Below are 21,663 nucleotides of genomic sequence, written 5' to 3'. Positions count from 1 at the left end.
ATCAAGACTCACTACAAAGTTCTATCAATCATTACACAACCGTATGTTTTGTTGTGCTAACTTGTCGCGTGGAACAGTAAACAGAATTAAAAGGACAAAGCATGAAATTTATTTGGTTGAAAGTGGCCGTTACGGTATTGGTGTTCGCAGCCCTATTTGGCATCGTTTACTACAAAGTCGCCAGCGGCATGTCTTAACTCAACACTATTTTGTGCAGCTGTTACCGTTGCAACGTGATTTTCCGGTTAGCCAAAACGAAATCTTATATCGATTTTTGGCAAACCGTAGATAACACCAATCTGCCATTGGCTTAAAAATCGCCCAACGTAACGGGGCATACAGCCAACCCTTTCCTACTAGCTTCCACGCTTGGTAAGTCACGTCTAAACCGAGCAGCAGCTTTCCGTTTTCGTCCAGTGCATGCAAGATTGTATTGGCTGCCTCGGCATCTATTTGCGGGTAGTTTGAAAACGCTTCACTGTAGATATCGACGGTCTGGATCTGATCTTTGGAATCAGACTTAGTCAGTGCTGCCATCTCTTTTGCACAAAGTGGACAGGTTCCATCGTAAAATATCGTTAATGCAGTCATTGTTTTCCTTACTATTTTCGTCAATTCTCATTGATACGACATCACCATTTAGGTGGATCATTCTGCCCAGTTATCCGACACTGTTATTGTGACAACCAATTTACAGTATCATCTCGAGGTAACATCCGTTCCATGCATTTAAAAAATAAGAGCCTATCTCCAATGACAACAAAGTTAATGAACCGTTTGATTATAGCTGTGACAGCCCTGATGCTCAGTGGTTGTGTTAGCTACAGCATTACCGAGCAAGAAATGACGAAGTACCTTGAAGACTCAGTGATGCTAGAACAAGAGGTTGGTGTGCAAAGTGTGATGTACGCACAAGTGGCTGTGGATGATCTAGAAGTGCAAATTGGTCGAGCCGATGCACAACGCGTGTCCGTGTTGGCGAATACCAATGCAAAAGTTCAAGTGTTCAATATGCCTAATATGGGGTTGGATTTAGACTTAGAGTTCAGCGCGATTCCCGAATATGACAAAGAGAGCGGCGAGATTTATTTGAAATCACTGCGTTTAGAGCGCTTTGAAGAAAAAGACAAACAGCTTTCTCCTGAGGTCGCCAAACTACTTAAGCCTGCCGTTTCTATGATTGGTTTTGCGTTGTCTCAGTCGCCAGTTTATAAACTGGACAGCAACAAGGTTCAAGAGTCATTGATCAAGTCATCGGAACCTAATCTAGTGATTAAAGACAACAAGCTGGTCATCGAGTTATTCGATTAACCTTTCACGTTTAGCTTAGACTCAGATTTAAAACACAATGGCTGCCGATTTGGTGGCCATTTTTGTTTGTGTTGAATCAGTAAGATTTCTGTTTTTAGACTGTCTATTCAGCTTGTTTTCTCTGGCTTATTTATTGAATTCGCCGCGTATCTCACCTTTACTTTACTCTTGTGAGCAAGTCATCGCTTCAGTCATCAAATCATAAAAAAGAAAAGGTGAGCGAACTATGAAGAATCCAGTAATAGCGGATAACAAACCCGTTAAGGTCGAGCTAACCGAAGGCGAGGAGTATTACTTCTGTACCTGTGGCAAATCGAAAAACCAACCGTTTTGTGATGGTTCTCATGCAGGAACGGGCTTCAAACCAAAGAGTTTCGTGGCCGAGGAAACCGGCGACGCTTACCTGTGCCGCTGTAAGTATTCGAACAACCTCCCTTTTTGCGATGGTACACATAAACAGTTCACAGCGGAACAAGTTGGGCAAGAAGGCCCGGAGGTTCACATTCAAGCGGCTGCGCCAGATTTGTCGCCAGCTGCGAGCGCAACCAAAGAAGAACCTACCGTCGAGTTTATTCATCAACTGGCGCGTGATGGTTTATCCAAGGTTGGACATCATGGGCCAATGACCTCCATGGGCGTTCCAAGACATCTATTGCCTCACTGGGACGATATTCAAGTGATGGTCGCGCAAATGGCCACCAAGCCTTTGCTGGAGAATGTGCCCGTTGGAACTGAACTGATTATTGGCCCCAAAGCGAAGAAGCCACTCAAATTGGACATCTCTTTGTTTGTGTCTGATATGAGTTTTGGCTCGCTATCTGAAGAAGCAAAAGTCTCATTGGCGAAAGGTGCCGAACTCGCAGGGACGGGTATCTGCTCCGGTGAGGGCGGTATGTTACCCGAAGAGCAAGCGGCGAACTCTCGCTACTTTTATGAATTAGCCAGTGCTCAGTTTGGTTACGATGAAGCTAAGCTCAAAAACGTTCAAGCCTTCCACTTTAAAGGCGGGCAGGGTGCCAAAACCGGAACGGGCGGGCACTTACCGGGCGTGAAGAACATAGGCAAGATCGCGGAGGTGCGTGGCATTGAAGCGGGCACGGCAGCGATTTCTCCACCCACCTTTGTCGACCTTAACACGGTCGAGGATTTTAAAAAGTTCGCCGACCGTGTTCGAGAGGTGACAGGCGGTATCCCGATTGGCTTTAAGTTAAGTGCCAATCACATCGAAGAAGACATTCAGTTCGCGCTTGATGCCAGTGCCGATTACATCATCTTAGATGGGCGTGGTGGCGGTACAGGGGCGGCGCCAGAAATGTTCCGTGACCATATCAGTGTTCCCACTATTCCAGCACTCGCTCGCGCTAGAGCCTATCTAGACAAGCAAGGCGTAAGTGACAGAGTCACCTTAATCATTACTGGTGGGCTTCGTGTTCCGATGGACTTCGTAAAAGCGATGGCGCTTGGTGCAGATGGTGTCGCTATCTCGAACAGTGCCATGCAGTCGATAGGTTGTGTTGCCGCCCGAATGTGTAACACCAATAATTGCCCGGCGGGTATCGCGACTCAAAAAGCCGATTTACGCCAACGGTTAAATGTCGAGAAGGCATCGAATCAATTGAAGAACTTCTTCGAAGCCTCGACTGAGTTGATGCAAGTGATGGCGAGAGCGTGTGGTCATGATCATTTGAATCAGTTTAATCCTCACGATTTGGCAACATGGAATCGCGAAATGGCCGAGCTATCCGGTGTCGCTTACTCTGGTGTCTGTCCATTAAATCACTTTAAGTAAATAATACTTCGATAAAGCACACTCAATGTATTTTGGGTGTGCTGACTTTTTCCTGTGTAATGCCAACCTATGTTAAACCTTTCATAATCAACTGCTTTATAAGTGTTTTTAAACTATTTCCTATATTTTGAAAATATCGCTTTACCTCAAGTTAACTTGAGGTTTTATCATCATCCCCAATCTAAAAACACAATCTATCACCTTGTCGCCTAGTGCAGGTTTTGATGTTATCAAACAGACGTTACGAATCTTCAGTTATGAATTTTGAGCTCCGTAATTGAAGTCATGAGTGCAAAAAGGTGAGAAAAATGAACAAGGATCAACAATGAAAGTATTAGCGATTGGCGCGACCAACAGTACAACATCAATTAATCAACAACTTGCAGCGTACACCGCAGGTTTAGTCGAAGGCGCGCAAGTCGAGGTGCTCGACCTTAATGATTTCGAGATGCCAATTTACAGCGAGAAAAGAGAGCAAGATTCAGGTGTTCATCAACACGCTCAACGCTTTTTTAGCAAGATTGGCGAAGCAGATGCTGTGGTCATCTCTTTTGCAGAGTATAACGGCTCATACACCGCAGCCTTTAAGAATGTGTTTGATTGGACATCACGAATCGACATGAAAGTATACCAAAGCAAACCTGTTGTGATGCTCTCCACATCACCAGGTCCAGGCGGCGCAAGCTCTGTGTTGTCGTCTGCGGTAAATTCCGCACCTTATTTTGATGCTGATGTGAAGGGGTCGATGTCGGTGCCAAGTTTCTACGACAACTTTAATGTAGAAACGGGAGAGATCATCAATGCCGAAATGGCCGAGAGCCTGAAATCGATCATGAGTCAGATCTAACTGCATCAGTGAGTGAGAGAATTATTTACATCGGTGCGCAGATAGATAAATACACAAATGGCCATCAAGCGATGGCCATTTAATTGCGTCATTATCTATTGTGATAACTCTGCTGCGGTGTCAACGAAGATACCTTGAATGTCTTTCGCTTCACGCTCAGTTTGACCACCGTGTTTTAGAAACGCACCGATAATTGCTGCGGTTTTCTGCTCTTTTGCGCGCTCTAAGAAGTAACGAAGTTCTAGTTCAGCGCCCGCTTGCTCATCTTTGATTGAGGCAGCGATGATCTCTTTGTACATCACGATATCACGTACTTCTAATTGGCTGATTACACCGAGTGTCGCTGCTAAGAAACCCTCTAGCTCTGCCTTCGGTACAAACTGCGTGATGATGTTACGCTCTTCTGCTTGTTGAGCCGTAAAATCGTTACCAAGCAGCAAAGCTTGTAGCGCTTTGTTTTTGCCCATGCGTCTTGCAAATTGAACTGCGCCTTGGCCACCCGTTGGGATGTTTACATGAATTTCTGGTTGTGCGAACGCCGAGTTTTCAGTGCCGTAAGCAAGGTCACACGCCATCACAAATTCATTACCGCCCCCACGAGCTACGCCATCAACTACCGCGACAGAGACTTGTTTCATCGCTTTAATGTTCTCAATCATGTGGTTGAATTCAATCGAACCAGCTTGTCCACCTTGTGTACCGTTGATCACATTGAGATCTAGGTGAGCCAGAAAGAAGCTCTCATGTAATGATTTGAAGACCACAACCTTAGTATCACGATCATCTTTCAATGAAAGTACAAAGGCATTGATCTCGTTGATCAAGTCGAAAGTCAGCACGTTCACTGGTGGGTTGTTGATCGATACTGTTGCGGTGCCATTTTGGTTAGTCACAGATAGTAGTGTCATGGGGTGTTCCTCTATTAGGTCGGGACTGAATGTTGTCTCCGTTATGTGCAGCTACTATAGATTTGTAATAAGATGAGAAAAATAGTCATATTGGCACTTGATTGGTGCCTTAAATGCAACAAAGGGCGTTATGGATATATCGAGTCGTTTATTATTGTTACTTGAAGTGGTTGAGCTGGGTTCGTTTGTCAAAGTGGCGGAGCAAAGAAACGTCGACCGTTCCGTTATCTCTAAACAGATCAGCCGTCTTGAAGAAGAGCTGGATGTTCGGTTATTAAATCGCACCACTCGTTCGTTATCTCTGACAGCTGCAGGCAATGAGATGGTCAATCAAGCGCATCAGCTTCGTGCACTGTTGAACGATACTCGACGCTTGGCGCAAAATTATCATGCAGAGCCTCGAGGGTTATTAAGAATCACCAGCTCGACCATGTTCGGTCGACAATATGTTCAGCAGGCGATTGCGGTTTTCCAGAAGCAGTATCCAGATGTTGATTTTGAATTGAGACTCGAAGACCGAATCGTCGATATGGTTAAAGAAGGGTTTGATATTGGTTTCCGTATTGGTAAGCCCAAAAACTCCAGCCTAATCAGCCGTAAGATAGCCAGAAGTCGATTGCTGATTGTCGCTTCACCTGAGTTCATTGCTCAGCATGGCGAGATCAACACCATCGAAAAGTTAGAGTCATTACCTGCGACTATCTATGCCGCTCCGGGTTTGTTGATTGATAAGTTTTCTTATGTCGATCAAGAGGGGCAAGCGCAGCATTTCCAGCTTAATGCCGCTTATAAAGTGAATGACGTTGAGATGATTTCCAAGAGCGCGCTAACTGGCAGTACTCTCGCGGTTGTCACGGCGCAGATGATTGAAGATGAAGTGCTCAGTGGAGAGTTAGTGCCTATTATGACTCACTTAAACTTGGATGACTTTGGCACTTTCTATGCGGTGTACCCACATCGAGATGCACCCATAAAAACCAAGCTCTTCATTGATACATTGAAAACCATTGTCGGTGAAGATAAACCTGTGTGGGAGCAAGGCATTCCCGGGTTTGACGACATGTATGGTAATCAGCGAACAAAATCATAGCTCAAAAAAATCAATACGTTAGGTTGCTTTGTTGCGCGTATTTTGTAATCTAGCCCAAACCTAAGTTTGAACGCAAACTTCAAGTTAAAATGAACTATATTATACTGGTTATTATCAGGAAGAAACGGCTATTCAAACAGGAAGTGAAAGATCATGAGAAACATCGTATACCTCACCATAGGCCAGTTGGCTGAGCGCAGTGGCGTGGCTCCTTCGGCCTTACGCTTTTACGAAACCAAGGGGTTGATTGCTTCAATTCGTACTAACGGAAATCAGCGCCGTTATCAGTCGGCGATGTTGAGAAGAATTGCTTTGATACAAGTCGCACAGTCGATTGGCTTCACGCTGGAAGAGATCACCGAAGAGTTATCGACACTGCCGATGAACCATACCGCGACTAAGCGAGATTGGGAGCGCGTTGCTAAGAAGTGGCAGGGTCAACTTGATAGCAAAATGGCGCAGATTAAATCGCTACAAGAAAACTTAACAGGCTGTATCGGTTGCGGGTGTTTGAGTATGCAGAAATGCCACTTGTTGAACCCTGAAGATATTCTGCATGACCAAGGGCAGGGCGCACAACGAATTGTTGAACAGACTAACTGAGTTCCCGAAAGGCATGGAACAGCGAACTAAGTTTCAGGTGTTTGCTCAATGGGTTAAGCAACAGTTGTGACCGAATAGCGTGCCTAGACAAACACGAATTATAGGTCTAGTTTAGATGGTTCTTTCAATAAAAGAAGAGGTTAGTTATGTTCAGCCATGTTTTTCTCGGTACCGAAGATATTGAACGCGCGAAGGCTTTTTATGACCCAATCATGAAAGTGCTTGGTTATAGCGAAGGCTCTGTTGATCCCAAAGGGCGCTGTGTTTACGTTAGCCAAACGGGTGTGTTGGGCTTAACGAAGCCGATTGATGGTCAGCCTGCGACTCACGGCAACGGTATGACGGTGGGTTTTCTTGCGTCTTCTCCCGAAGTTGTAGATGAGTGGCATCGAGTTGGCGTCGAAAATGGCGGTACCAGCATTGAAAATGGCCCCGGAGCGAGAGGTTCTGACGAGCGTCGCTTGTACATGGCTTATTTGCGAGATCCTGATGGAAACAAGATTTGTGCAACGCACTTTATGCCGTAGTTTACGTTATGCCATCGTTCATTTTATGCCACAGTGGCGTATACTTAGATCATATTGATGGTTCGGAGTTGGCTAAGTTGCGGCTCTGGACTTGTTAGCTTCCCGATAACTCAAAATTTTGCAAAGGACTGGCTAGATGAAACCGAACGAACTGTTTTATGAAAGTTTTGAGCGCTGCCGGATTGACCAAGAATTTCTCGAAACGTTTTTGGCGGATTTTTGCGAGCATAATCCAAGATTTTCAGAACGTTTTGAAAATATAGGGTTAGAGCAACAAACCAAGATGCTTAAAGCCTCGATCATTCTTATCTATAACTCTGCGGGTCTGCCGAGCGTGCGTAACTCAGTAAAGAAATTGGGTAAAAGGCATAAAGATTTAGGGCTGGATATTTCCGAAATTGAGCTCAACGAATGGTTTAATTCGTTACTCAATACGGTTAAAAAATACGACCCACACTACAATGAGCAAGTAGAAAAAGCTTGGACCGAAACTCTTGAAGCAGGCTTAACTATCATGAAGAAAGAGTGTGTTGTGCCAGGTTCTGTGAATCAATAGTTAAGTCACCAGCAGCTTTTCTTGAAAGGTAGATTTCGTTTGAGAGGTAAGCCATCAATCAGGCTTACCTCAATTCTCAATTTTTTAACTCATCATTAAAAATGAGCAGCCCAACCAATCAGGAATCCTTGCGATGCGGTATCGTATTCAAAGGTTCCTTTGTTTTCGTAATCAACCCAGGTCGATTTATAGGCAATATTTAAGTCAGACCAACTGTTTATCTGGTATCGTACGCCAGTTAATAGGGAAGAGGTAAAGTCGGTATCACTGCCAAGCCCTGCATCAATAGTTGTGTGAAACTTCCAATCCTTATTGAGCTGCGTTATCCATCTCACACCTATTTGGTAGTCAACCCAATCTTCATCGAGTGATCGGTCTGTACTTAGCTTACCACCTGAACCGTAAAGCTTGGCATCAATGTCGTTATCCCACCAACGAAGCCCAAACAGATAATCAATCGAGCCAAAATCGTATTGGTAGCGCTTAAACCCCTTCACATCTAAAACACCTTGTCGGATATCAAGATTGCCTTTCAATACCTCTAGGTTGCTACCTAAAACTGAGTTCGTTTTTCCGCTTAACTTCATGAAGCTGTAGTCAATGTAATAGCCCCACTGATTGTCATAGATACCCTCTAAACGCACCATTGCGGTCATATCAAGATGATCCATGATGAATGCAGGATCAACATCGACATCTGCTGACAAATCACCAATGGTACTGTCTCCGCGGATATTGAGTGCGAGCGCGTAAATTTCGAAGCTATGTTGCCACTTTTTTGTATCCGCTTGTTCGTTTGCTTCCTGAGCATTTACGGTTGAACTGGCAGCCAATGCTGATGCGAGTAGGTAGCGCCATTTAGCCATATTGATATCCCTATATTCGATGTGAAACTGCGCCTTAATGAATGATTGGATCTTTGATTCACCTTGCTTATATGCAACTTGTATATCTCTGATTGTAGACTATGTTTTTTTTAAAGAGCCAAATTTTGAGAGTAAGGGTATGAAGCCACAAAGTATTTTCTTGTTAGTTGCTGTTTTAGGTTTAACACCGATTGCACTGTCTTATGGTTATGCACCAGTTGTCTCTCTTGATTACCTTTTTGGGATCGATGCTAGCCCCATCAATGTGACTCATATCTTTCGTGCAGTGATGGGGCTTTATTTGGCTCTGGCGTTGTTTTGGGTGTTTGGCGCACTGTTCAAAAAGTATCGACTGCCAGCGCTCTATAGTTTGGTGGTATTCATGTTGGGTTTAGCTGCCGGACGAGTCATCAGTTTGGTGGTGGATGGCATGCCGCATTGGCTACTTTTTGTTTATCTAATATTGGAGTTGGGCTTTGGTTTAGTTGGTTTAAAAATGATTCATAAAGAGCAATCTGAAACAGTATAAGGACATTCTATGAAAAGGATTTTCCACCTTGTTGTGATGAGTGTGTTGAGTAGCTTTTCGCTATCGGCATGGTCAGCACAAGAGCAACCGAATATTTTTGTTATCTTCACGGATGATATTGGGATCTCAAACCTGAGTGCTTATCACAATGGTGTGATGAGTAGTGAAACACCAAACATCGATAGTATTGCTGAAAAGGGCATGCTACTCACAGATTATTATGCGCAGCCATCGTGTACGGCCGGGCGCTCTGCATTCTTAACGGGGCAGTTACCAGTGCGAACGGGTATGCACACGGTGGGCTTACCGGGTGGGCCTGTTGGGCTGCATGCGGATACGCCAACACTACCAGAAATTCTCAAAACCATGGGTTACGTGACTGGTCAGTTTGGTAAAAACCACTTGGGTGACCGTGATGAATTCTTACCAACAATGCACGGCTTCGATGAGTATTGGGGCTGGTTGTATCACCTGAATGCGATGGAATACACCGAAGATCCAGACTGGCCAAAAGACGGTTCGTTGGATGCTTTTGCGCCTCGCAATGTGATTTACGCGAAATCCGATGGCAAGGGCGGTCAAACCATTGAAGACGATGGCGCGCTAACTATCGAGCGTATGCGCACACTAGATGATGAAGTAAATAAGCACGCGATCAACTTCATCGAAAGGGCGGTTGAAGCGGATAAGCCATTTTTCACTTGGTACTGTCCATCACGCGGTCACGTTTGGACGCACCTGTCACCTGAATACGAAGCGATGCTCGGTCAAAACGGTTGGGGACTCCAAGAAGTGGTCATGAAAGATCTTGATGATCACGTCGGTGAGATGATGGCGAAGATGGAAGAACTCGGTATTGCTGACAACACCATCATCATTTTCACTGCCGATAACGGCCCAGAGATCATGACTTGGCCAGATGGCGGTATGACACCTTATCACGGTGAGAAAGGCACAACTTGGGAAGGTGGCGTAAGAGCCCCTGCATTGGTTAGCTGGCCGGGTAAAATCCCAGCGGGTACTGTAGGCAATGGCATCTTTGATGGTATGGATTGGTTACCCACTCTGGTTGCTGCGGCTGGTGGTCCAACAGACCTGAAAGAGAAAATGCTGAAAGGTCACGATGGCTTTAAAGCGCACCTCGATGGTTACAACCAAGTCGATATGTTGACGGAAAAAGGCGAGTCGAACCGTAAAGATATTTACTATTACGAGCGAGATAAGCTACAAGCCGTTCGAGTAGGAGATTGGAAGGCACACTTCGTGGTTCAGAATCACGGTTGGAGTGGCCCGAAAGAAGAACTTAACGCACCATTGCTGTTCAACCTGCGTCGTGATCCTTACGAGCGAGCAGCTGAAGAGTCTGGAATGTACTTGAAATGGATGGGACAGAAAATGTGGGCATTTGGCCCTGCTCAAGCCGCTATTCAGCAACACTTAGCAACCTTCGAAGAGTGGCCGCCAGTCACACCAGAATCTCCGGCTGAGAAAACCGGTGGTGTGGGGAATTAACGTATGCTCATTTCCTAGAACCTAAATAAACAAAGCCCAGCCCCTAAGTTTTAGAAATCTAGGGAGCTGGGCTTTTGTTTTGCTGAAAGAACAGGGCAGTCAGGAGAAGTGAACTAGTCCTCAAGAGGAAGCTGATAGCTGTTTTTTAGTTCTTTCACTGAGATGTTGGATTGAATCGCACTCACGCCTTTTACTCGTCTTATTGAGCTAATACGCTCAAAGTATTCTTCCAAATCTTTTGCTAACACTTGCACCATATAGTCGGCACCGCCAGCAATGCAGTGACACATCGGAATCCAATCGGTAACGGCGACAAACTCTTCGAACGGTTCTGTGTTTTCAACTTCGTGGTTACCCAAGGTCACAAGAGTAAAGCCTGCTACATGAAAACCCAGCTTTTTGCGGTTTAGCTTCGCTGCGTAACCATCGATATAACCCGTCTCTTCCATGCGTTTCCAACGGCGCCAGCATGGGGTTTCGCTGAGGTTTACCTTCTCGGCGAGTTTACTGTTACTCATGCGCCCGTCTTGTTGGATATGTCCTAAGATGGCGATATCTGTGTCATCTAACACTTCTTTGGTGGATTCTTTCTGTTTCATAGCTATTTTGGAAAAGTCTTGCTCAAATTTGGCTTAATATTAGCCTATATAGCAATTTAATTCCTAGTCGAATCTGTAAACTCTCTCCCTATAAATACTTTACTTATTAGGAGTGAGAGGAAATGAGCTCTCAATTAATGCTGGCGTTCTTGCTATTTTCAACATCAATTGCAATTACCCCTGGGGCAGGCAATATCGCATTACTTGGGATTTCAAGTCGTTATGGGTTTGCTGCGACTTTACCTTTTATCTCTGGAAACGCTGTTGGCATCATCATCGTACTGGCGGGTTCTAGTGTTGGTTTGGTGAGCCTATTTACCCTTTATCCAGAGCTATACAACATTTTGAAATACGCGGGTGCGGCTTATTTGCTGTTCATGGCGTGGTCGATTGCGAACATGCAAATCGAAGAAAGCACCACCGACAATCGTTCAGGCTTTGTGTCGGGTGTGTTGGTGCAGGTGTTAAATCCTAAAGGTTGGATAGCGTCATTAACCGTGTTTTCGCAGTTCATCACTCCGAATGCAGATTACTTGATTCAAGTCGTGACCATTATCGCGGGTATGGTGATTACCGGTGTACCGTGCATGTTGGTGTGGGCGTATTGCGGCACTATGCTTAAAAAGCTACTGCAATCACCAAAACAGATGATGTTTGTGAACCGTTGCTTGGGCGGAAGCTTAGCTATGGTGGTTGCCTTTATGCTTTATCAACCGGCGTAAATCACAAAGAAAAAAACCACTCCTAAATCCATAGGAGTGGCGTCTAAATGTCGACTAAGTCGTTAACAGTAAAGAATTAAGTTAACAAATATTTAAGGAACTTGAGTTAAAAGCTTTAAGCTTTTCAGTGTAAAGGTTAAGCGGTTTCAGCCTCTTTAACTGGAGCTGAGTTACGGATTAGGTGGTCAAATGCACCTAAGCTTGCTTTCGCACCTTCACCCATCGCAATGATGATCTGTTTGTAAGGTACGGTTGTTACGTCACCCGCTGCGAACACACCTTTCATTGATGTTGCGCCATGAGCGTTAATTTCAATTTCACCGCGTGGTGAGAGCTCAACTTTCGAACCCTTCAACCATTCGCTGTTTGGCATCAGGCCGATTTGAACAAAGATACCTGCGAGTTCAATCTGTTTAAGTTCATCGGTGTTGCGGTCTTTGTATTCCAGACCGGTTACACGGTTGCCATCACCAATCACTTGCGTTGTTTGTGCCATCTTGATGATTTCGATGTTTGGTGTTGCGTTCGCTTTGTCGATAAGCACTTGGTCGGCACGCAATGTGTCTGCAAATTCAAGTACGGTTACGTGTTCAACGATACCCGCTAAATCAATTGCCGCTTCGATGCCTGAGTTACCACCACCAATAACCGCTGTTTTCTTACCTTTGAATAAAGGACCGTCACAGTGTGGGCAGTAAGCGACGCCTTTATTGCGGTACTCTTGCTCACCCGGAACGTTCATTTCACGCCAGCGAGCACCGGTACTTGTGATAACCGTGCGAGCTCGTAGTGTTGCGCCGCTCTCTAGCTCAACGTGGATGTAGCCGTCTTCAGTGTCTTCTGCTGCAATGATGTTTGCAGCGCGCTGCTCAGTCATCACTTCAACACCGTACTCTTTTACGTGCTCTTCAAGGCTTGCCACTAATTTAGGGCCAGTTGTCGCTTTTACTGAGATAAAGTTCTCAATCGCCATAGTGTCCATCACTTGGCCGCCGAATCGGTCAGCAACCACACCAGTACGAATGCCTTTACGTGCAGCATAAATTGCCGCTGAAGAACCTGCAGGGCCTCCGCCGACAACCAATACATCAAACGGTGCTTGTTGGTTTAGGTTTGCTGCTTTCTTTTCCGCTGCGCCTGAATCAACCTTGTTAAGGATTTCAGCCAGTGACATACGGCCTTGACCAAATAGCTCACCATTAACGAATACACTTGGTACTGCCATGATGTCGCGAGACTTCACTTCATCTTGGAATGCTGCGCCGTCGATCATCGTTGTCTTAACCAGAGGATTAATCGCCGACATCATATTGAAGGCTTGAACCACTTCTGGACAGTTTTGGCATGAGAGCGAGATAAAAATCTCTACATTAAGCTCTTGATCGAGTTCTTTAATTTGCTCGATTACGTCCGCTTCAAGCTTGATAGGGTGACCACCACTATGAAGCAGTGCTAGAACCAGTGACGTAAATTCGTGACCCATTGGCAAACCGGCAAAACCGATCGCGGTGCCTTTCTCTTGGTTCACGACCTGCATGATAGGGCTGCGAGTGCTTGCGCTGTCATCGCGAGTCACTTCAATTTTATCGGTTAAAGACGAGATGTCATTCGCCAGATCTTGAAGTTTGTTCGCGGTGTCGCTGCCATCCAGGCTAAGCACTAACTGAACATTGGTTTTTAGGTTTTCTAGGTATGCTTTTAGCTGCTGCTTCATTGCTTGATCTAACATAATCGTGCCTGCTCTTAAATTCTGTGTCTTGGTATTGACCAATACCTTCTTGCTGAAAAAGGAAAATAAAAAGGGGGCGCAAGTCGGCAAATATTGTGGTGTTGATGTTTTGAAAGGGTGGCGCGCGACTGCCCTTTAGGAGGGGGGCCGAAGCGCGCCTGTAGAACCGTTTAGCTATTCTTGTTAGCTAGGCTTAGATTAAATCTTGCCTACTAGGTCTAGAGATGGAGCTAGAGTCTCTTCGCCTTCTTTCCATTTAGCTGGGCAAACTTCACCTGGGTTAGCGGCTACGTATTGTGCTGCTTTAACCTTGCGTAGTAGGTCTTCTGCGTCACGGCCGATGCCTTCAGCTGTGATTTCCATTGCTTGGATAACGCCTTCAGGGTCGATTAGGAACGTTGCACGGTCTGCAAGGCCTTGACCTTCACGCATAACGTTGAAGTTATTTGTGATGTTGCCAGTTTGGTCGCCTACCATGAAGTATTCGATAGTGCCGATTTTGTCAGAAGTATCGTGCCATGCTTTGTGAGAGAAGTGAGTGTCAGTTGATACTGAGTAAACTTCTACGCCGCGAGATTGAAGCTCTGCGTATTTGTCTTGTAGGTCAACTAGCTCAGTTGGACATACAAACGTGAAGTCTGCTGGGTAGAAGAAGAATACAGCCCACTTGCCTTTAACGTCTTGCTCAGTGATTTCTACGAATTCGCCGTTTTTAAATGCTGTTGCGTTGAATGGTTTGATTTCTGTGTTGATCATGTTTTGACTCTCTTTCTAATTTGTAGTGTTTAACGCTATCCCGCGTCGATGGAGATATATTGCATCCGCACCGAAAATTAGTGAAATCGGACATTTCTATAGATTCAATAGGTGATTCCTATCTTTGAAAGGAGAAAGCTATCGACAAAAGCTATCAAAGGTCGGCAATACCTAATTTCAGTAGCTATGCTCTTTAGGTTGTTCTCTATATTAGGTTTGTCTCTATTACCGTAGAGCGCCTATTTACAGTTTGAGCATCTATGTATAGCGAGAACATTTATGTATAGCGTGAACATTGATGTAGACAGTGTTTCTTTAAGTGAGCTGAGATCTCCTACTAATTTGCAGATAACGAAAAATTATCATTAATATAATTTATGATAATTTCAGTTAATCATATTTTCTCCCTATACTCTCTTCATCGAAACGAAATACCGAAGTTAGACTTCGAAAAGCACAGAATAAAAAACGAATTGGAGAAAGTTATGAAAATGAATCACGTAGGCATCATGGTAGGCGACATGGACCAAGCAGTAGAGTTTTACACGAAAGCGCTAGGTCTAAGAATCGTAATGAACAACACTAAAGTGATGGAAGAGCGTGAATCAGCAATCGGCCGTATGTGTATTGCTGTATTTGGTGAAGGCTTCAAAGGCTTCAACATCGCACACCTAGTAACATCTGATGGTATCGGTGTTGAACTGTTCGAAATGGTTGACCGTGAAGAGCGTCATAATGTTGATTTCTCTCGCTTAGGCATTTTCCACTTCTGTCTACAGCTTCCAAAAGAGCAGTTTCATTCAGCTATTAAGCGCGTTGAAGAGTTTGGCGGTAAGGTACGTATGGACATTCACCGTTACCACCCAGAAGACGAACTAAAACAAGCACAAATGGTTTATCTAGAAGACCCGTTTGGCAACCTATTCGAGTTCTACTCTCACTCATACGAAGATACGTACGCGACTGATTACGAGTAATAGGCGCCATCTACCTGTCGTAAGGTAGAAAAACCGAAACACCCCCTAAAGAGGATTGGTAGAGATACCAATCCTTTTTTTGTGTCTGCGGTATTTGGTTAGAGGTAACGAGTAAACTAGAGCAAACGAGTGCTTTGTGTGTTCTTCGTTGCACTAAAACAAGCCGACTGTGTTGCTCTATAGTGCAGCATTGGCTAGAGATGAAACTTAACTGATTGATAAGTATGATGTTAAACCATTGGCATATATGTTGCTCTATTGTCTTTATGTAAATTGTATACAATAAAAAATACATAAAGGAAGTCACATGGAACAGAACAGTGAATTGATCTACGGATTAGACGATCGACCATCAGTCAGAGCTGCCAGTTACGCAGCGTTGCAGCATGTATTAGCCAGTTTCGTTGGTATTATCACGCCCACACTCATTATTGGCGGTGTGCTTGGGTTGGGTGAGCACATTCCTTATCTGATCAGCATGGCACTCATGGTGTCTGGGGTCGGTACCTTCATTCAAGCGAGAAAAATAGGGCCAGTTGGCGCAGGGATGATCTGTGTCCAAGGAACCAGCTTTGCGTTCTTGGGATCTGTATTAGGTGCAGGTTTTCTGGTTAAAGCGAATGGAGGTGGGCCAGATGAAATGCTCGCTACCATTTTCGGTGTCTGCTTCTTTGGTGCATTTGTTGAAATCGTACTATCGCGCTTTATCGAAAAGCTCAAAGTCGTTATCACGCCCGTTGTGACTGGAATCGTTATCACGACGATAGGTATCTCTTTGATTAAAGTCGGTGTTACTGATATTGCGGGTGGCGTTGGCGCCGAAGATTTTGGCTCTGGAAGCAATCTGATGTTGGGTGCCATCGTCCTCGGAACCATAGTCGTGCTTAACCTGAGTAACAATAATATGGTTAGGCTGTCGTCGATTTTAGTTGGGTTGGTAGTTGGCTGGGGCGTTGCCATTTTGATGGGTAAAGCGTCTATGGTTTCTTTTGTTTCTCAACCGCTATTGAGTATTCCTGTCCCATTTAAATATGGCTTCGCTTTTGATTGGCAAGCCTTCCTGCCTATCGCTTTTATTTACTTGATTACCGTTATTGAAACCACGGGTGACCTTACCGCCAACAGTATGTTCTCAGGGCAGCCAGTTAAGGGGCCAAAATACATCAATCGACTCAAGGCTGGCGTGCTAGGTGACGGTGTGAACTCGCTCATCGCAGCGGTATTCAATACTTTTCCGAACACGACTTTCAGCCAGAACAACGGTGTGATCCATTTTACGGGGATCGCGAGTCGCTACATCGGCTACTTCATTGCCGCGATTCTTTTTCTGTTAGGGTTATTTCCCATCTTAGGTGCGGTTTTAATGACGATTCCAAAGCCAGTATTGGGCGGGGCGACATTAGTGATGTTCGGTACGGTTGCTGCGGCGGGCATCAAAATCATCGCCAATGAAAAACTGGATCGCCGCAGAATTATGACGATTGCCATCTCACTAGGCTTAGGGCTTGGGGTGATGCTAGTGCCGGATTTATTGAAAGAAGCACCCAAGCTAGTGCAAAGCATATTTGGGTCACCTGTAACCATGTCTGGTATTGCCGCGCTTGTGACTACCGGGTTGATGTCTTTGGTGCCTGAAACAAAAGCCAAGCAGATTTCGAACGTCGTACAGACCAGTAAAGCGTAACGGGCTTCTTCGTGTTGAACTAAGGATGTTTAACTAGAGCCACATGACATATGTGGCTCTCAACTTTAACTTATTGTGTGACGTGTTGGCATCTCACTTAACTTGGTAAATAACATAAAATTATCATTAATATAAATTATGATAATTTCAGTTAATCGTCGTATCTCCATATACTCTCTCCATCGAAACGAAACACCGAAGCGAGTCTTCGAAAAATACAGAATTAAAGAGAATTTGGAGAAAGTTATGAAAATGAATCACGTAGGCATCATGGTTGGCGACATGGACAAAGCAGTCGAGTTTTACACAAAAGCGCTAGGTCTAAGAGTTGTAATGAACAACACTAAAGTGATGGAAGAGCGCGAATCAGCAATCGGCCGCATGTGTATTGCAGTATTTGGTGAAGGCTTTAAAGGCTTCAATATTGCTCACCTAGTCACTTCTGATGGCATCGGTGTTGAGATGTTCGAAATGGTTGACCGTGAAGAGCGTCACAACGTTGATTTCTCTCGCTTAGGTATCTTCCACTTCTGTCTGCAACTTCCAAAAGAGCAGTTTCATTCAGCGATTAAGCGTGTTGAAGAGTTTGGCGGTAAGGTTCGTATGGACATCATGCCTTACCACCCAGAAGACGAACTAAAACAAGCACAAATGGTTTACCTAGAAGACCCGTTTGGCAACCTGTTCGAGTTCTACTCGCACACATACGAAGACACGTACGCGACTGACTACGAGTAATCGCGTTACTACCTTCCATAAGGTAGATAAACCGAAACACCCCCTAAAGAGGATTGGTAGAGATACCAATCCTTTTTTTGTTTGTGTGCTTTTTAAGTGCTCCATCATGTGGTGGTGGTTAATAAATCAACAACTTTAAGGCATTGTTAAAGTTGACGTTTTGAAGATAAAACCTTTCATGAATATGACTGAAGCGAGCGTGCTTCATGAAAACATTGCGGAATCACACTAGTGATAGCCTTCGCTGAGAACTCATAATACTCAGTTCAATACTGCTGAACCGCACTACAATGAAAATAGATAAACATTACATGAAGAAGATCTACTGAAATAGCATGAAAAAACTAAACCTTATCTTTGCCGCTTTTCTTATTACTTTGCTTGCCGGATGCTCGTCACATGCGGCCGTCGATACTTCAAAAACAAAGGGCTATGCCAATTCACATGCGCTTGTGGGAGTGGCTTCTTGGTATGGCGATAAATTCCATGGAAAACTGACGGCAAGTGGTGAAACGTATAATAAAAACGCCTATACAGCCGCTCACAAAACCTTGCCATTTGGGACTATCGTGAGAGTGACCAATACAGCCAATAACAAGTCAGTCGATGTCAAAATTAACGATAGAGGCCCTTACGTAAAAGGCCGAGTGATTGACCTTTCCCACAAAGCATTCTCTCAAATTGGTGACGTTAAGAAAGGCGTAGTAAAAGTCAAAATTGAGATTATTGATGACAGCAACACCTTTCGATACAAACACTAGAATCCCCTCCTAACCTCCCCTTGGTGTACATCTCCGCTCCCTTACCAGCAACGGGAAGGGGAGGAAAAAAACCTCGATCTCGATGATTGAATAGCATATTTATGCTTACTCGATAAGGCTGCTTTTGCAGCCTTTTTTGTGCCTTTCGATAATCCATTTTTAATAAGATTATCTTATTTTCAGTATGTGGGTTGATGATGTAATGTGGTCAATAAATCAGTGTCTTAGCTTTCTTATCATTAGGGTTCATTGAAATTCATTGTGAAATAATGAAAAGCTAACCTAATCCAAGTTGAGCTTTGGTGTGATTAACAGTGAAAGCCTAAGGGCAATTACATTTAGTTACTTACTGAAGTAAAACTGAAATATTAGTTACACGGTTCTGAAATTTTTGGTGTTTAGCTTATGGGCTTCTATATCGCATTTAAATAAGGAAATACCCGTGAAGCTAACCCCTGTCGTTGCAGCCGTAATTATGTCTTTCAGTTCAGCAAGTTTTGCTTTTAGCTTGCAACAATCTGCCAATGAAAACAGTGAAGATCTCGTATGGACAGGGCACCTAAGCCCAGACAGCGACACGGTAATGTCTGCGATGCTCGCGGCTCATATTTATGGTGGTACGGCGACAGTGCCTGAGCCGATTAATCCTGAATCGACGTTTATCTTGAACTACTGTAATGCAGAATCTCCACGTGTAGAGACAGATTACTCTTCATACCGAGTGGGGCTGGTTGACTTCAACCAAGTGACTCAATTAGCACCAACTATTGATCAAGCATCCATTGTGGCAGTGGTCGATCATCATGCGATTGGTGGCTCTCCAATTAACACCCCGCAGATTGTCGAGATGGATATCCGAGGTTGGGGTTCAGCTGCAACTATACTGGCTGACAATGCTGAAAAGCTCGATGTGACATTACCTAAACACCTCGCTTGTGTTGGCTTGGGTGCGATTCTTTCTGACACAGTGGTATTCCAATCAACAACTACAACAGATCATGATCGTGAATACGCAGAGAAGCTGGCGAAGGTTGCAGGCATTTCAGATATCGAAGACTTCGGTCAACAGATGTTGGTTGCTAAGTCAGATCTTAGCCACCTTTCATCTGAAACCATTCTGACGCTGGATTACAAAAACTTTAAGTACGGTGGCAAACAGGTGGGTATCGGTGTTGCTGAAACACTAATGGCTCAACAACTGATTGACCGTAAAGACGATCTTCTAGCAGCAATGAAGACTTACAAAAAAGAGAACGGGCTAGACCATCTGTTCTTTTCAATCACAGATACCAATAACAAAGAAGCGAACTTATTGTGGGTGGATGAAAGCGACTATCAAGTCATCAAATCGGCTTTCAACGCTGAACCAACAAGTGACATGCTGACTTTGGAAGGTGTCACTTCACGTAAGCGCCAGATTGGCCCTGCGGTTCAAAAGGCAATTGAGAGCTTGTAAGTAGAAAGAGAGTTTGGAGGGGATTGGTAGAAATACCAATCCCTTTTTTAATTATTGGGCGTCTAAATGGGATTTGGACAAATCCAAGTTGCGTTTTTGCTAAATTAGAAAAAAATGAATAACCACAAGTATGGAAAGCCCAAATAGCTAAAGAATGTGTCAGTCAATTTGGTGCAGATCAAAAGGCGACATGCCCTTCAAACTAAATGGCACAATTTACTTAATAAGGTACCTTCGGGCTTGTTCAACACTCGGGATTTAGTGTTGGCTGCGCAACACCTTAATCCTTATTAGTTATGTCACTTTGCCAATATTTTGCGAGCTATTTTCACAGAGTCCTCACACTTGACTATATTGGCACTCTTTCTACCCTCAGCTCTTCCTACATTGTCCGTAGAACCTACAGTCCTAGCTAGAACCTGAGTAGCTTCAACCAGAATCAAACGTTCGCTGCCTTCGAAATAATACGAACAAGTGGAGAGAAAGCCATGGTAGTAAGCATTATCATAAGCATCTTTTTGCGCATTGGATTTTTTATTTGACTCATACCAATTACTAACTAATGACAACAATGAAACGACTATAAAAGCTTTCAAACCCCATAAAAATCCAGATTTTGCACCTTTAAAACCTCCGACAGCTAAGCCGCCAAGAGTCAAAAATGCAACAATTCCCAAAGGAAATTTCAAAAATTCTGACATACTCTCACCCAAACAATAAAAACATGTTGATTATACTCACTATGAAATCGTCATTTGGAATAATCATTATTACTGGCTAAAATCACGCTAGTGATATAACGCTCATTAGACGGTTTTTTTCTGTGTTTATATTTCATCTATGATGCTGGTATACGTTATTAAACTAATTAACATCAGTATGTTATGTGAATAGAAAGAGGGTTTTTGGATAGAATTACAGAAAGTTTTCGTATAAGCGCCCAAAGTACGGATTAGATAAATTGGGTCTACCGCAATGCTCGCCAGAGGGTAAGTTCATAGGGGTTAACAAAGTTTGGAGCACTTTCTTGTTAGAAAGTGCCACGGGTAAAAATTCAAACTGAGAAGCTTTTGGACAGAAAAGAGTTTCAGGAATTCTAATATTAGTTATTCATGAATAACTTTTTATAAGGCAAATTTGCCAATTAATATACCTTCGTACAGTGCATACTTTGCCTGATTACATTAAAACAGGCTTTATATGCATAATCGAAAATGACCGAGTGCTGAGTCACTCAGGAAGACTGGAAAGAGGTTAAAATACACATGATGGTTTGGAGCTTCCAACTGGATAGATGGTTAGCACCTGTCTCTTGATCAGAAATTAGCCTAAAAACCCATCAATCCAGTCGTTTCCTTGCTCAGATAATATCCACTAAGCATATCCTGCAGTTTGTCCCTGCAAGCCACATGGTTCCCCCAGCTGGCAATGCCTGTCCGTTTAGAGTCGTAGAAGCTGTCAGTGGATAATATAGCTTGATCATAAATGCCCCTGAAACGGGTCATATACAACACTCAGAGTGATAAAGTTTGATCATAAATTGCGCTAAAATATTAGCGCTGAAATTTGTTCACTACTTTCCATGGAACAAGCTCGATTGGCCATTTAATAGTCTATACACTGATCACCTTCTTGTCGGTAACCACTATTACAAACCCATTTACGACCTGTGTAGTCAATTTTGGCATTCGCAGGTACGGTGA

At 44.0% G+C, this 21,663-nt stretch carries 22 protein-coding genes; 15 read left to right on the top strand and 7 right to left on the bottom strand.

Annotated features, from left to right (window positions below):
• Positions 1-204 precede the first annotated feature (204 nt).
• Complete coding sequence (locus tag AB4274_RS08960; RefSeq protein WP_017062190.1) at positions 205-591, bottom strand: thiol-disulfide oxidoreductase DCC family protein; 387 nt, start codon at positions 589-591, stop codon at positions 205-207.
• A gap of 162 nt (positions 592-753) precedes the next feature.
• Here AB4274_RS08960 and AB4274_RS08955 point away from each other — a divergent pair, with 162 nt between their 5' ends.
• The 3 genes from AB4274_RS08955 to AB4274_RS08945 all read left to right on the top strand — a co-directional run bounded on the left by AB4274_RS08955 (position 754) and on the right by AB4274_RS08945 (position 3,947).
• Positions 754-1,311 (top strand): DUF1439 domain-containing protein, encoded by a 558-nt coding sequence (locus tag AB4274_RS08955; RefSeq protein WP_372111796.1) that lies wholly within the window; start codon positions 754-756, stop codon positions 1,309-1,311.
• A gap of 226 nt (positions 1,312-1,537) precedes the next feature.
• Positions 1,538-3,100, top strand: coding sequence for a glutamate synthase-related protein (locus AB4274_RS08950; protein WP_372111794.1), 1,563 nt, complete (start codon positions 1,538-1,540; stop codon positions 3,098-3,100).
• A 325-nt stretch (positions 3,101-3,425) separates the two neighbouring features.
• Positions 3,426-3,947, top strand: coding sequence for an NADPH-dependent FMN reductase (locus AB4274_RS08945; protein WP_372111792.1), 522 nt, complete (start codon positions 3,426-3,428; stop codon positions 3,945-3,947).
• A 95-nt stretch (positions 3,948-4,042) separates the two neighbouring features.
• Here the strand turns inward: AB4274_RS08945 and AB4274_RS08940 are convergent, their stop codons facing one another.
• Entirely contained in the window at positions 4,043-4,855 is an 813-nt protein-coding gene (locus tag AB4274_RS08940) for an enoyl-CoA hydratase/isomerase family protein (protein WP_372111789.1), read from the bottom strand.
• Positions 4,856-4,985: 130 nt separating this feature from the next.
• Here AB4274_RS08940 and AB4274_RS08935 point away from each other — a divergent pair, with 130 nt between their 5' ends.
• The 4 genes from AB4274_RS08935 to AB4274_RS08920 all read left to right on the top strand — a co-directional run bounded on the left by AB4274_RS08935 (position 4,986) and on the right by AB4274_RS08920 (position 7,631).
• The gene (locus tag AB4274_RS08935) at positions 4,986-5,945 is read left to right on the top strand and encodes a LysR family transcriptional regulator (RefSeq protein WP_012604456.1); all 960 of its coding nucleotides are present in this window, start codon (positions 4,986-4,988) and stop codon (positions 5,943-5,945) included.
• Positions 5,946-6,098: 153 nt separating this feature from the next.
• Complete coding sequence (gene soxR, locus AB4274_RS08930; RefSeq protein WP_372111787.1) at positions 6,099-6,548, top strand: redox-sensitive transcriptional activator SoxR; 450 nt, start codon at positions 6,099-6,101, stop codon at positions 6,546-6,548.
• 146 nt (positions 6,549-6,694) lie between these two features.
• Positions 6,695-7,075 carry a VOC family protein gene (locus tag AB4274_RS08925; protein WP_048609300.1) on the top strand — a complete coding sequence of 127 codons (381 nt, stop codon included), beginning with the start codon at positions 6,695-6,697 and terminating at the stop codon, positions 7,073-7,075.
• Between the two features lie 136 nt (positions 7,076-7,211).
• Positions 7,212-7,631 (top strand): globin, encoded by a 420-nt coding sequence (locus AB4274_RS08920; protein ID WP_372111785.1) that lies wholly within the window; start codon positions 7,212-7,214, stop codon positions 7,629-7,631.
• A 95-nt stretch (positions 7,632-7,726) separates the two neighbouring features.
• On the opposite strand, the gene AB4274_RS08915 is transcribed toward AB4274_RS08920, so the two are convergent.
• Positions 7,727-8,497, bottom strand: a complete 771-nt coding sequence (locus AB4274_RS08915; protein ID WP_372111782.1) for a hypothetical protein — start codon at positions 8,495-8,497, stop codon at positions 7,727-7,729.
• Between the two features lie 139 nt (positions 8,498-8,636).
• Here AB4274_RS08915 and AB4274_RS08910 point away from each other — a divergent pair, with 139 nt between their 5' ends.
• Both AB4274_RS08910 and AB4274_RS08905 read left to right on the top strand, forming a co-directional pair.
• The gene (locus tag AB4274_RS08910; RefSeq protein ID WP_372111909.1) at positions 8,637-9,026 is read left to right on the top strand and encodes a DUF4345 domain-containing protein; all 390 of its coding nucleotides are present in this window, start codon (positions 8,637-8,639) and stop codon (positions 9,024-9,026) included.
• 9 nt (positions 9,027-9,035) lie between these two features.
• On the top strand, positions 9,036-10,538 hold the full coding sequence (locus AB4274_RS08905) for an arylsulfatase (protein ID WP_372111780.1): 1,503 nt from the start codon (positions 9,036-9,038) through the stop codon (positions 10,536-10,538).
• A gap of 113 nt (positions 10,539-10,651) precedes the next feature.
• On the opposite strand, the gene AB4274_RS08900 is transcribed toward AB4274_RS08905, so the two are convergent.
• Positions 10,652-11,137: an Lrp/AsnC family transcriptional regulator gene (locus AB4274_RS08900; protein WP_019825927.1), complete on the bottom strand. Its 486-nt coding sequence runs from the start codon at positions 11,135-11,137 to the stop codon at positions 10,652-10,654.
• A gap of 122 nt (positions 11,138-11,259) precedes the next feature.
• Between AB4274_RS08900 and AB4274_RS08895 the strand changes: the two genes are divergently transcribed.
• Complete coding sequence (locus AB4274_RS08895; RefSeq protein ID WP_229648049.1) at positions 11,260-11,859, top strand: LysE family translocator; 600 nt, start codon at positions 11,260-11,262, stop codon at positions 11,857-11,859.
• A 136-nt stretch (positions 11,860-11,995) separates the two neighbouring features.
• Here the strand turns inward: AB4274_RS08895 and ahpF are convergent, their stop codons facing one another.
• Entirely contained in the window at positions 11,996-13,588 is a 1,593-nt protein-coding gene (gene ahpF / locus AB4274_RS08890; RefSeq protein WP_017065983.1) for an alkyl hydroperoxide reductase subunit F, read from the bottom strand.
• 198 nt (positions 13,589-13,786) lie between these two features.
• A complete protein-coding gene (gene ahpC / locus AB4274_RS08885) occupies positions 13,787-14,344 on the bottom strand; it encodes an alkyl hydroperoxide reductase subunit C (protein WP_016798107.1) in 558 nt (185 codons plus the stop codon).
• Positions 14,345-14,829: 485 nt separating this feature from the next.
• On the opposite strand from ahpC, the gene AB4274_RS08880 reads away from it, so the two are divergent.
• From AB4274_RS08880 to AB4274_RS08860, 5 genes are all read left to right on the top strand, one after another.
• Complete coding sequence (locus tag AB4274_RS08880; RefSeq protein WP_008220945.1) at positions 14,830-15,321, top strand: VOC family protein; 492 nt, start codon at positions 14,830-14,832, stop codon at positions 15,319-15,321.
• 307 nt (positions 15,322-15,628) lie between these two features.
• Positions 15,629-17,005 (top strand): uracil-xanthine permease family protein, encoded by a 1,377-nt coding sequence (locus AB4274_RS08875; protein WP_372111776.1) that lies wholly within the window; start codon positions 15,629-15,631, stop codon positions 17,003-17,005.
• Positions 17,006-17,251: 246 nt separating this feature from the next.
• Positions 17,252-17,743: a VOC family protein gene (locus AB4274_RS08870; RefSeq protein ID WP_372072956.1), complete on the top strand. Its 492-nt coding sequence runs from the start codon at positions 17,252-17,254 to the stop codon at positions 17,741-17,743.
• A gap of 335 nt (positions 17,744-18,078) precedes the next feature.
• Positions 18,079-18,504 carry a septal ring lytic transglycosylase RlpA family protein gene (locus tag AB4274_RS08865; RefSeq protein WP_017068116.1) on the top strand — a complete coding sequence of 142 codons (426 nt, stop codon included), beginning with the start codon at positions 18,079-18,081 and terminating at the stop codon, positions 18,502-18,504.
• Positions 18,505-18,946: 442 nt separating this feature from the next.
• Complete coding sequence (locus tag AB4274_RS08860; RefSeq protein WP_372111774.1) at positions 18,947-19,960, top strand: manganese-dependent inorganic pyrophosphatase; 1,014 nt, start codon at positions 18,947-18,949, stop codon at positions 19,958-19,960.
• A 299-nt stretch (positions 19,961-20,259) separates the two neighbouring features.
• Here the strand turns inward: AB4274_RS08860 and AB4274_RS08855 are convergent, their stop codons facing one another.
• Positions 20,260-20,661 (bottom strand): hypothetical protein, encoded by a 402-nt coding sequence (locus AB4274_RS08855; RefSeq protein WP_372111771.1) that lies wholly within the window; start codon positions 20,659-20,661, stop codon positions 20,260-20,262.
• Positions 20,662-21,663 lie beyond the last annotated feature (1,002 nt).

The organism is Vibrio sp. 10N.261.55.A10 (assembly GCF_041470825.1).
GTDB classification, from domain to species: Bacteria; Pseudomonadota; Gammaproteobacteria; order Enterobacterales; family Vibrionaceae; genus Vibrio; species Vibrio crassostreae_C.
Note: the sequence above shows the minus strand (reverse complement) of the source record. Positions and strands in the feature narration are given on the sequence as shown.

Excerpts from the sequence above, each read along its gene's own strand:
- AB4274_RS08900 (WP_019825927.1), bottom strand. The coding sequence starts at position 11,137 with ATGAAACAGAAAGAATCCACCAAAGAAGTGTTAGATGACACAGATATC.
- AB4274_RS08950 (WP_372111794.1), top strand. The coding sequence starts at position 1,538 with ATGAAGAATCCAGTAATAGCGGATAACAAACCCGTTAAGGTCGAGCTA.
- ahpF (WP_017065983.1), bottom strand. The coding sequence starts at position 13,588 with ATGTTAGATCAAGCAATGAAGCAGCAGCTAAAAGCATACCTAGAAAAC.
- AB4274_RS08915 (WP_372111782.1), bottom strand. The coding sequence starts at position 8,497 with ATGGCTAAATGGCGCTACCTACTCGCATCAGCATTGGCTGCCAGTTCA.
- AB4274_RS08935 (WP_012604456.1), top strand. The coding sequence starts at position 4,986 with ATGGATATATCGAGTCGTTTATTATTGTTACTTGAAGTGGTTGAGCTG.
- AB4274_RS08865 (WP_017068116.1), top strand. The coding sequence starts at position 18,079 with ATGAAAAAACTAAACCTTATCTTTGCCGCTTTTCTTATTACTTTGCTT.
- AB4274_RS08870 (WP_372072956.1), top strand. The coding sequence starts at position 17,252 with ATGAAAATGAATCACGTAGGCATCATGGTTGGCGACATGGACAAAGCA.
- AB4274_RS08880 (WP_008220945.1), top strand. The coding sequence starts at position 14,830 with ATGAAAATGAATCACGTAGGCATCATGGTAGGCGACATGGACCAAGCA.
- soxR (WP_372111787.1), top strand. The coding sequence starts at position 6,099 with ATGAGAAACATCGTATACCTCACCATAGGCCAGTTGGCTGAGCGCAGT.
- AB4274_RS08960 (WP_017062190.1), bottom strand. The coding sequence starts at position 591 with ATGACTGCATTAACGATATTTTACGATGGAACCTGTCCACTTTGTGCA.
- AB4274_RS08920 (WP_372111785.1), top strand. The coding sequence starts at position 7,212 with ATGAAACCGAACGAACTGTTTTATGAAAGTTTTGAGCGCTGCCGGATT.
- AB4274_RS08855 (WP_372111771.1), bottom strand. The coding sequence starts at position 20,661 with ATGTCAGAATTTTTGAAATTTCCTTTGGGAATTGTTGCATTTTTGACT.
- AB4274_RS08945 (WP_372111792.1), top strand. The coding sequence starts at position 3,426 with ATGAAAGTATTAGCGATTGGCGCGACCAACAGTACAACATCAATTAAT.
- AB4274_RS08875 (WP_372111776.1), top strand. The coding sequence starts at position 15,629 with ATGGAACAGAACAGTGAATTGATCTACGGATTAGACGATCGACCATCA.
- ahpC (WP_016798107.1), bottom strand. The coding sequence starts at position 14,344 with ATGATCAACACAGAAATCAAACCATTCAACGCAACAGCATTTAAAAAC.
- AB4274_RS08910 (WP_372111909.1), top strand. The coding sequence starts at position 8,637 with ATGAAGCCACAAAGTATTTTCTTGTTAGTTGCTGTTTTAGGTTTAACA.
- AB4274_RS08925 (WP_048609300.1), top strand. The coding sequence starts at position 6,695 with ATGTTCAGCCATGTTTTTCTCGGTACCGAAGATATTGAACGCGCGAAG.
- AB4274_RS08940 (WP_372111789.1), bottom strand. The coding sequence starts at position 4,855 with ATGACACTACTATCTGTGACTAACCAAAATGGCACCGCAACAGTATCG.
- AB4274_RS08905 (WP_372111780.1), top strand. The coding sequence starts at position 9,036 with ATGAAAAGGATTTTCCACCTTGTTGTGATGAGTGTGTTGAGTAGCTTT.
- AB4274_RS08895 (WP_229648049.1), top strand. The coding sequence starts at position 11,260 with ATGAGCTCTCAATTAATGCTGGCGTTCTTGCTATTTTCAACATCAATT.
- AB4274_RS08955 (WP_372111796.1), top strand. The coding sequence starts at position 754 with ATGACAACAAAGTTAATGAACCGTTTGATTATAGCTGTGACAGCCCTG.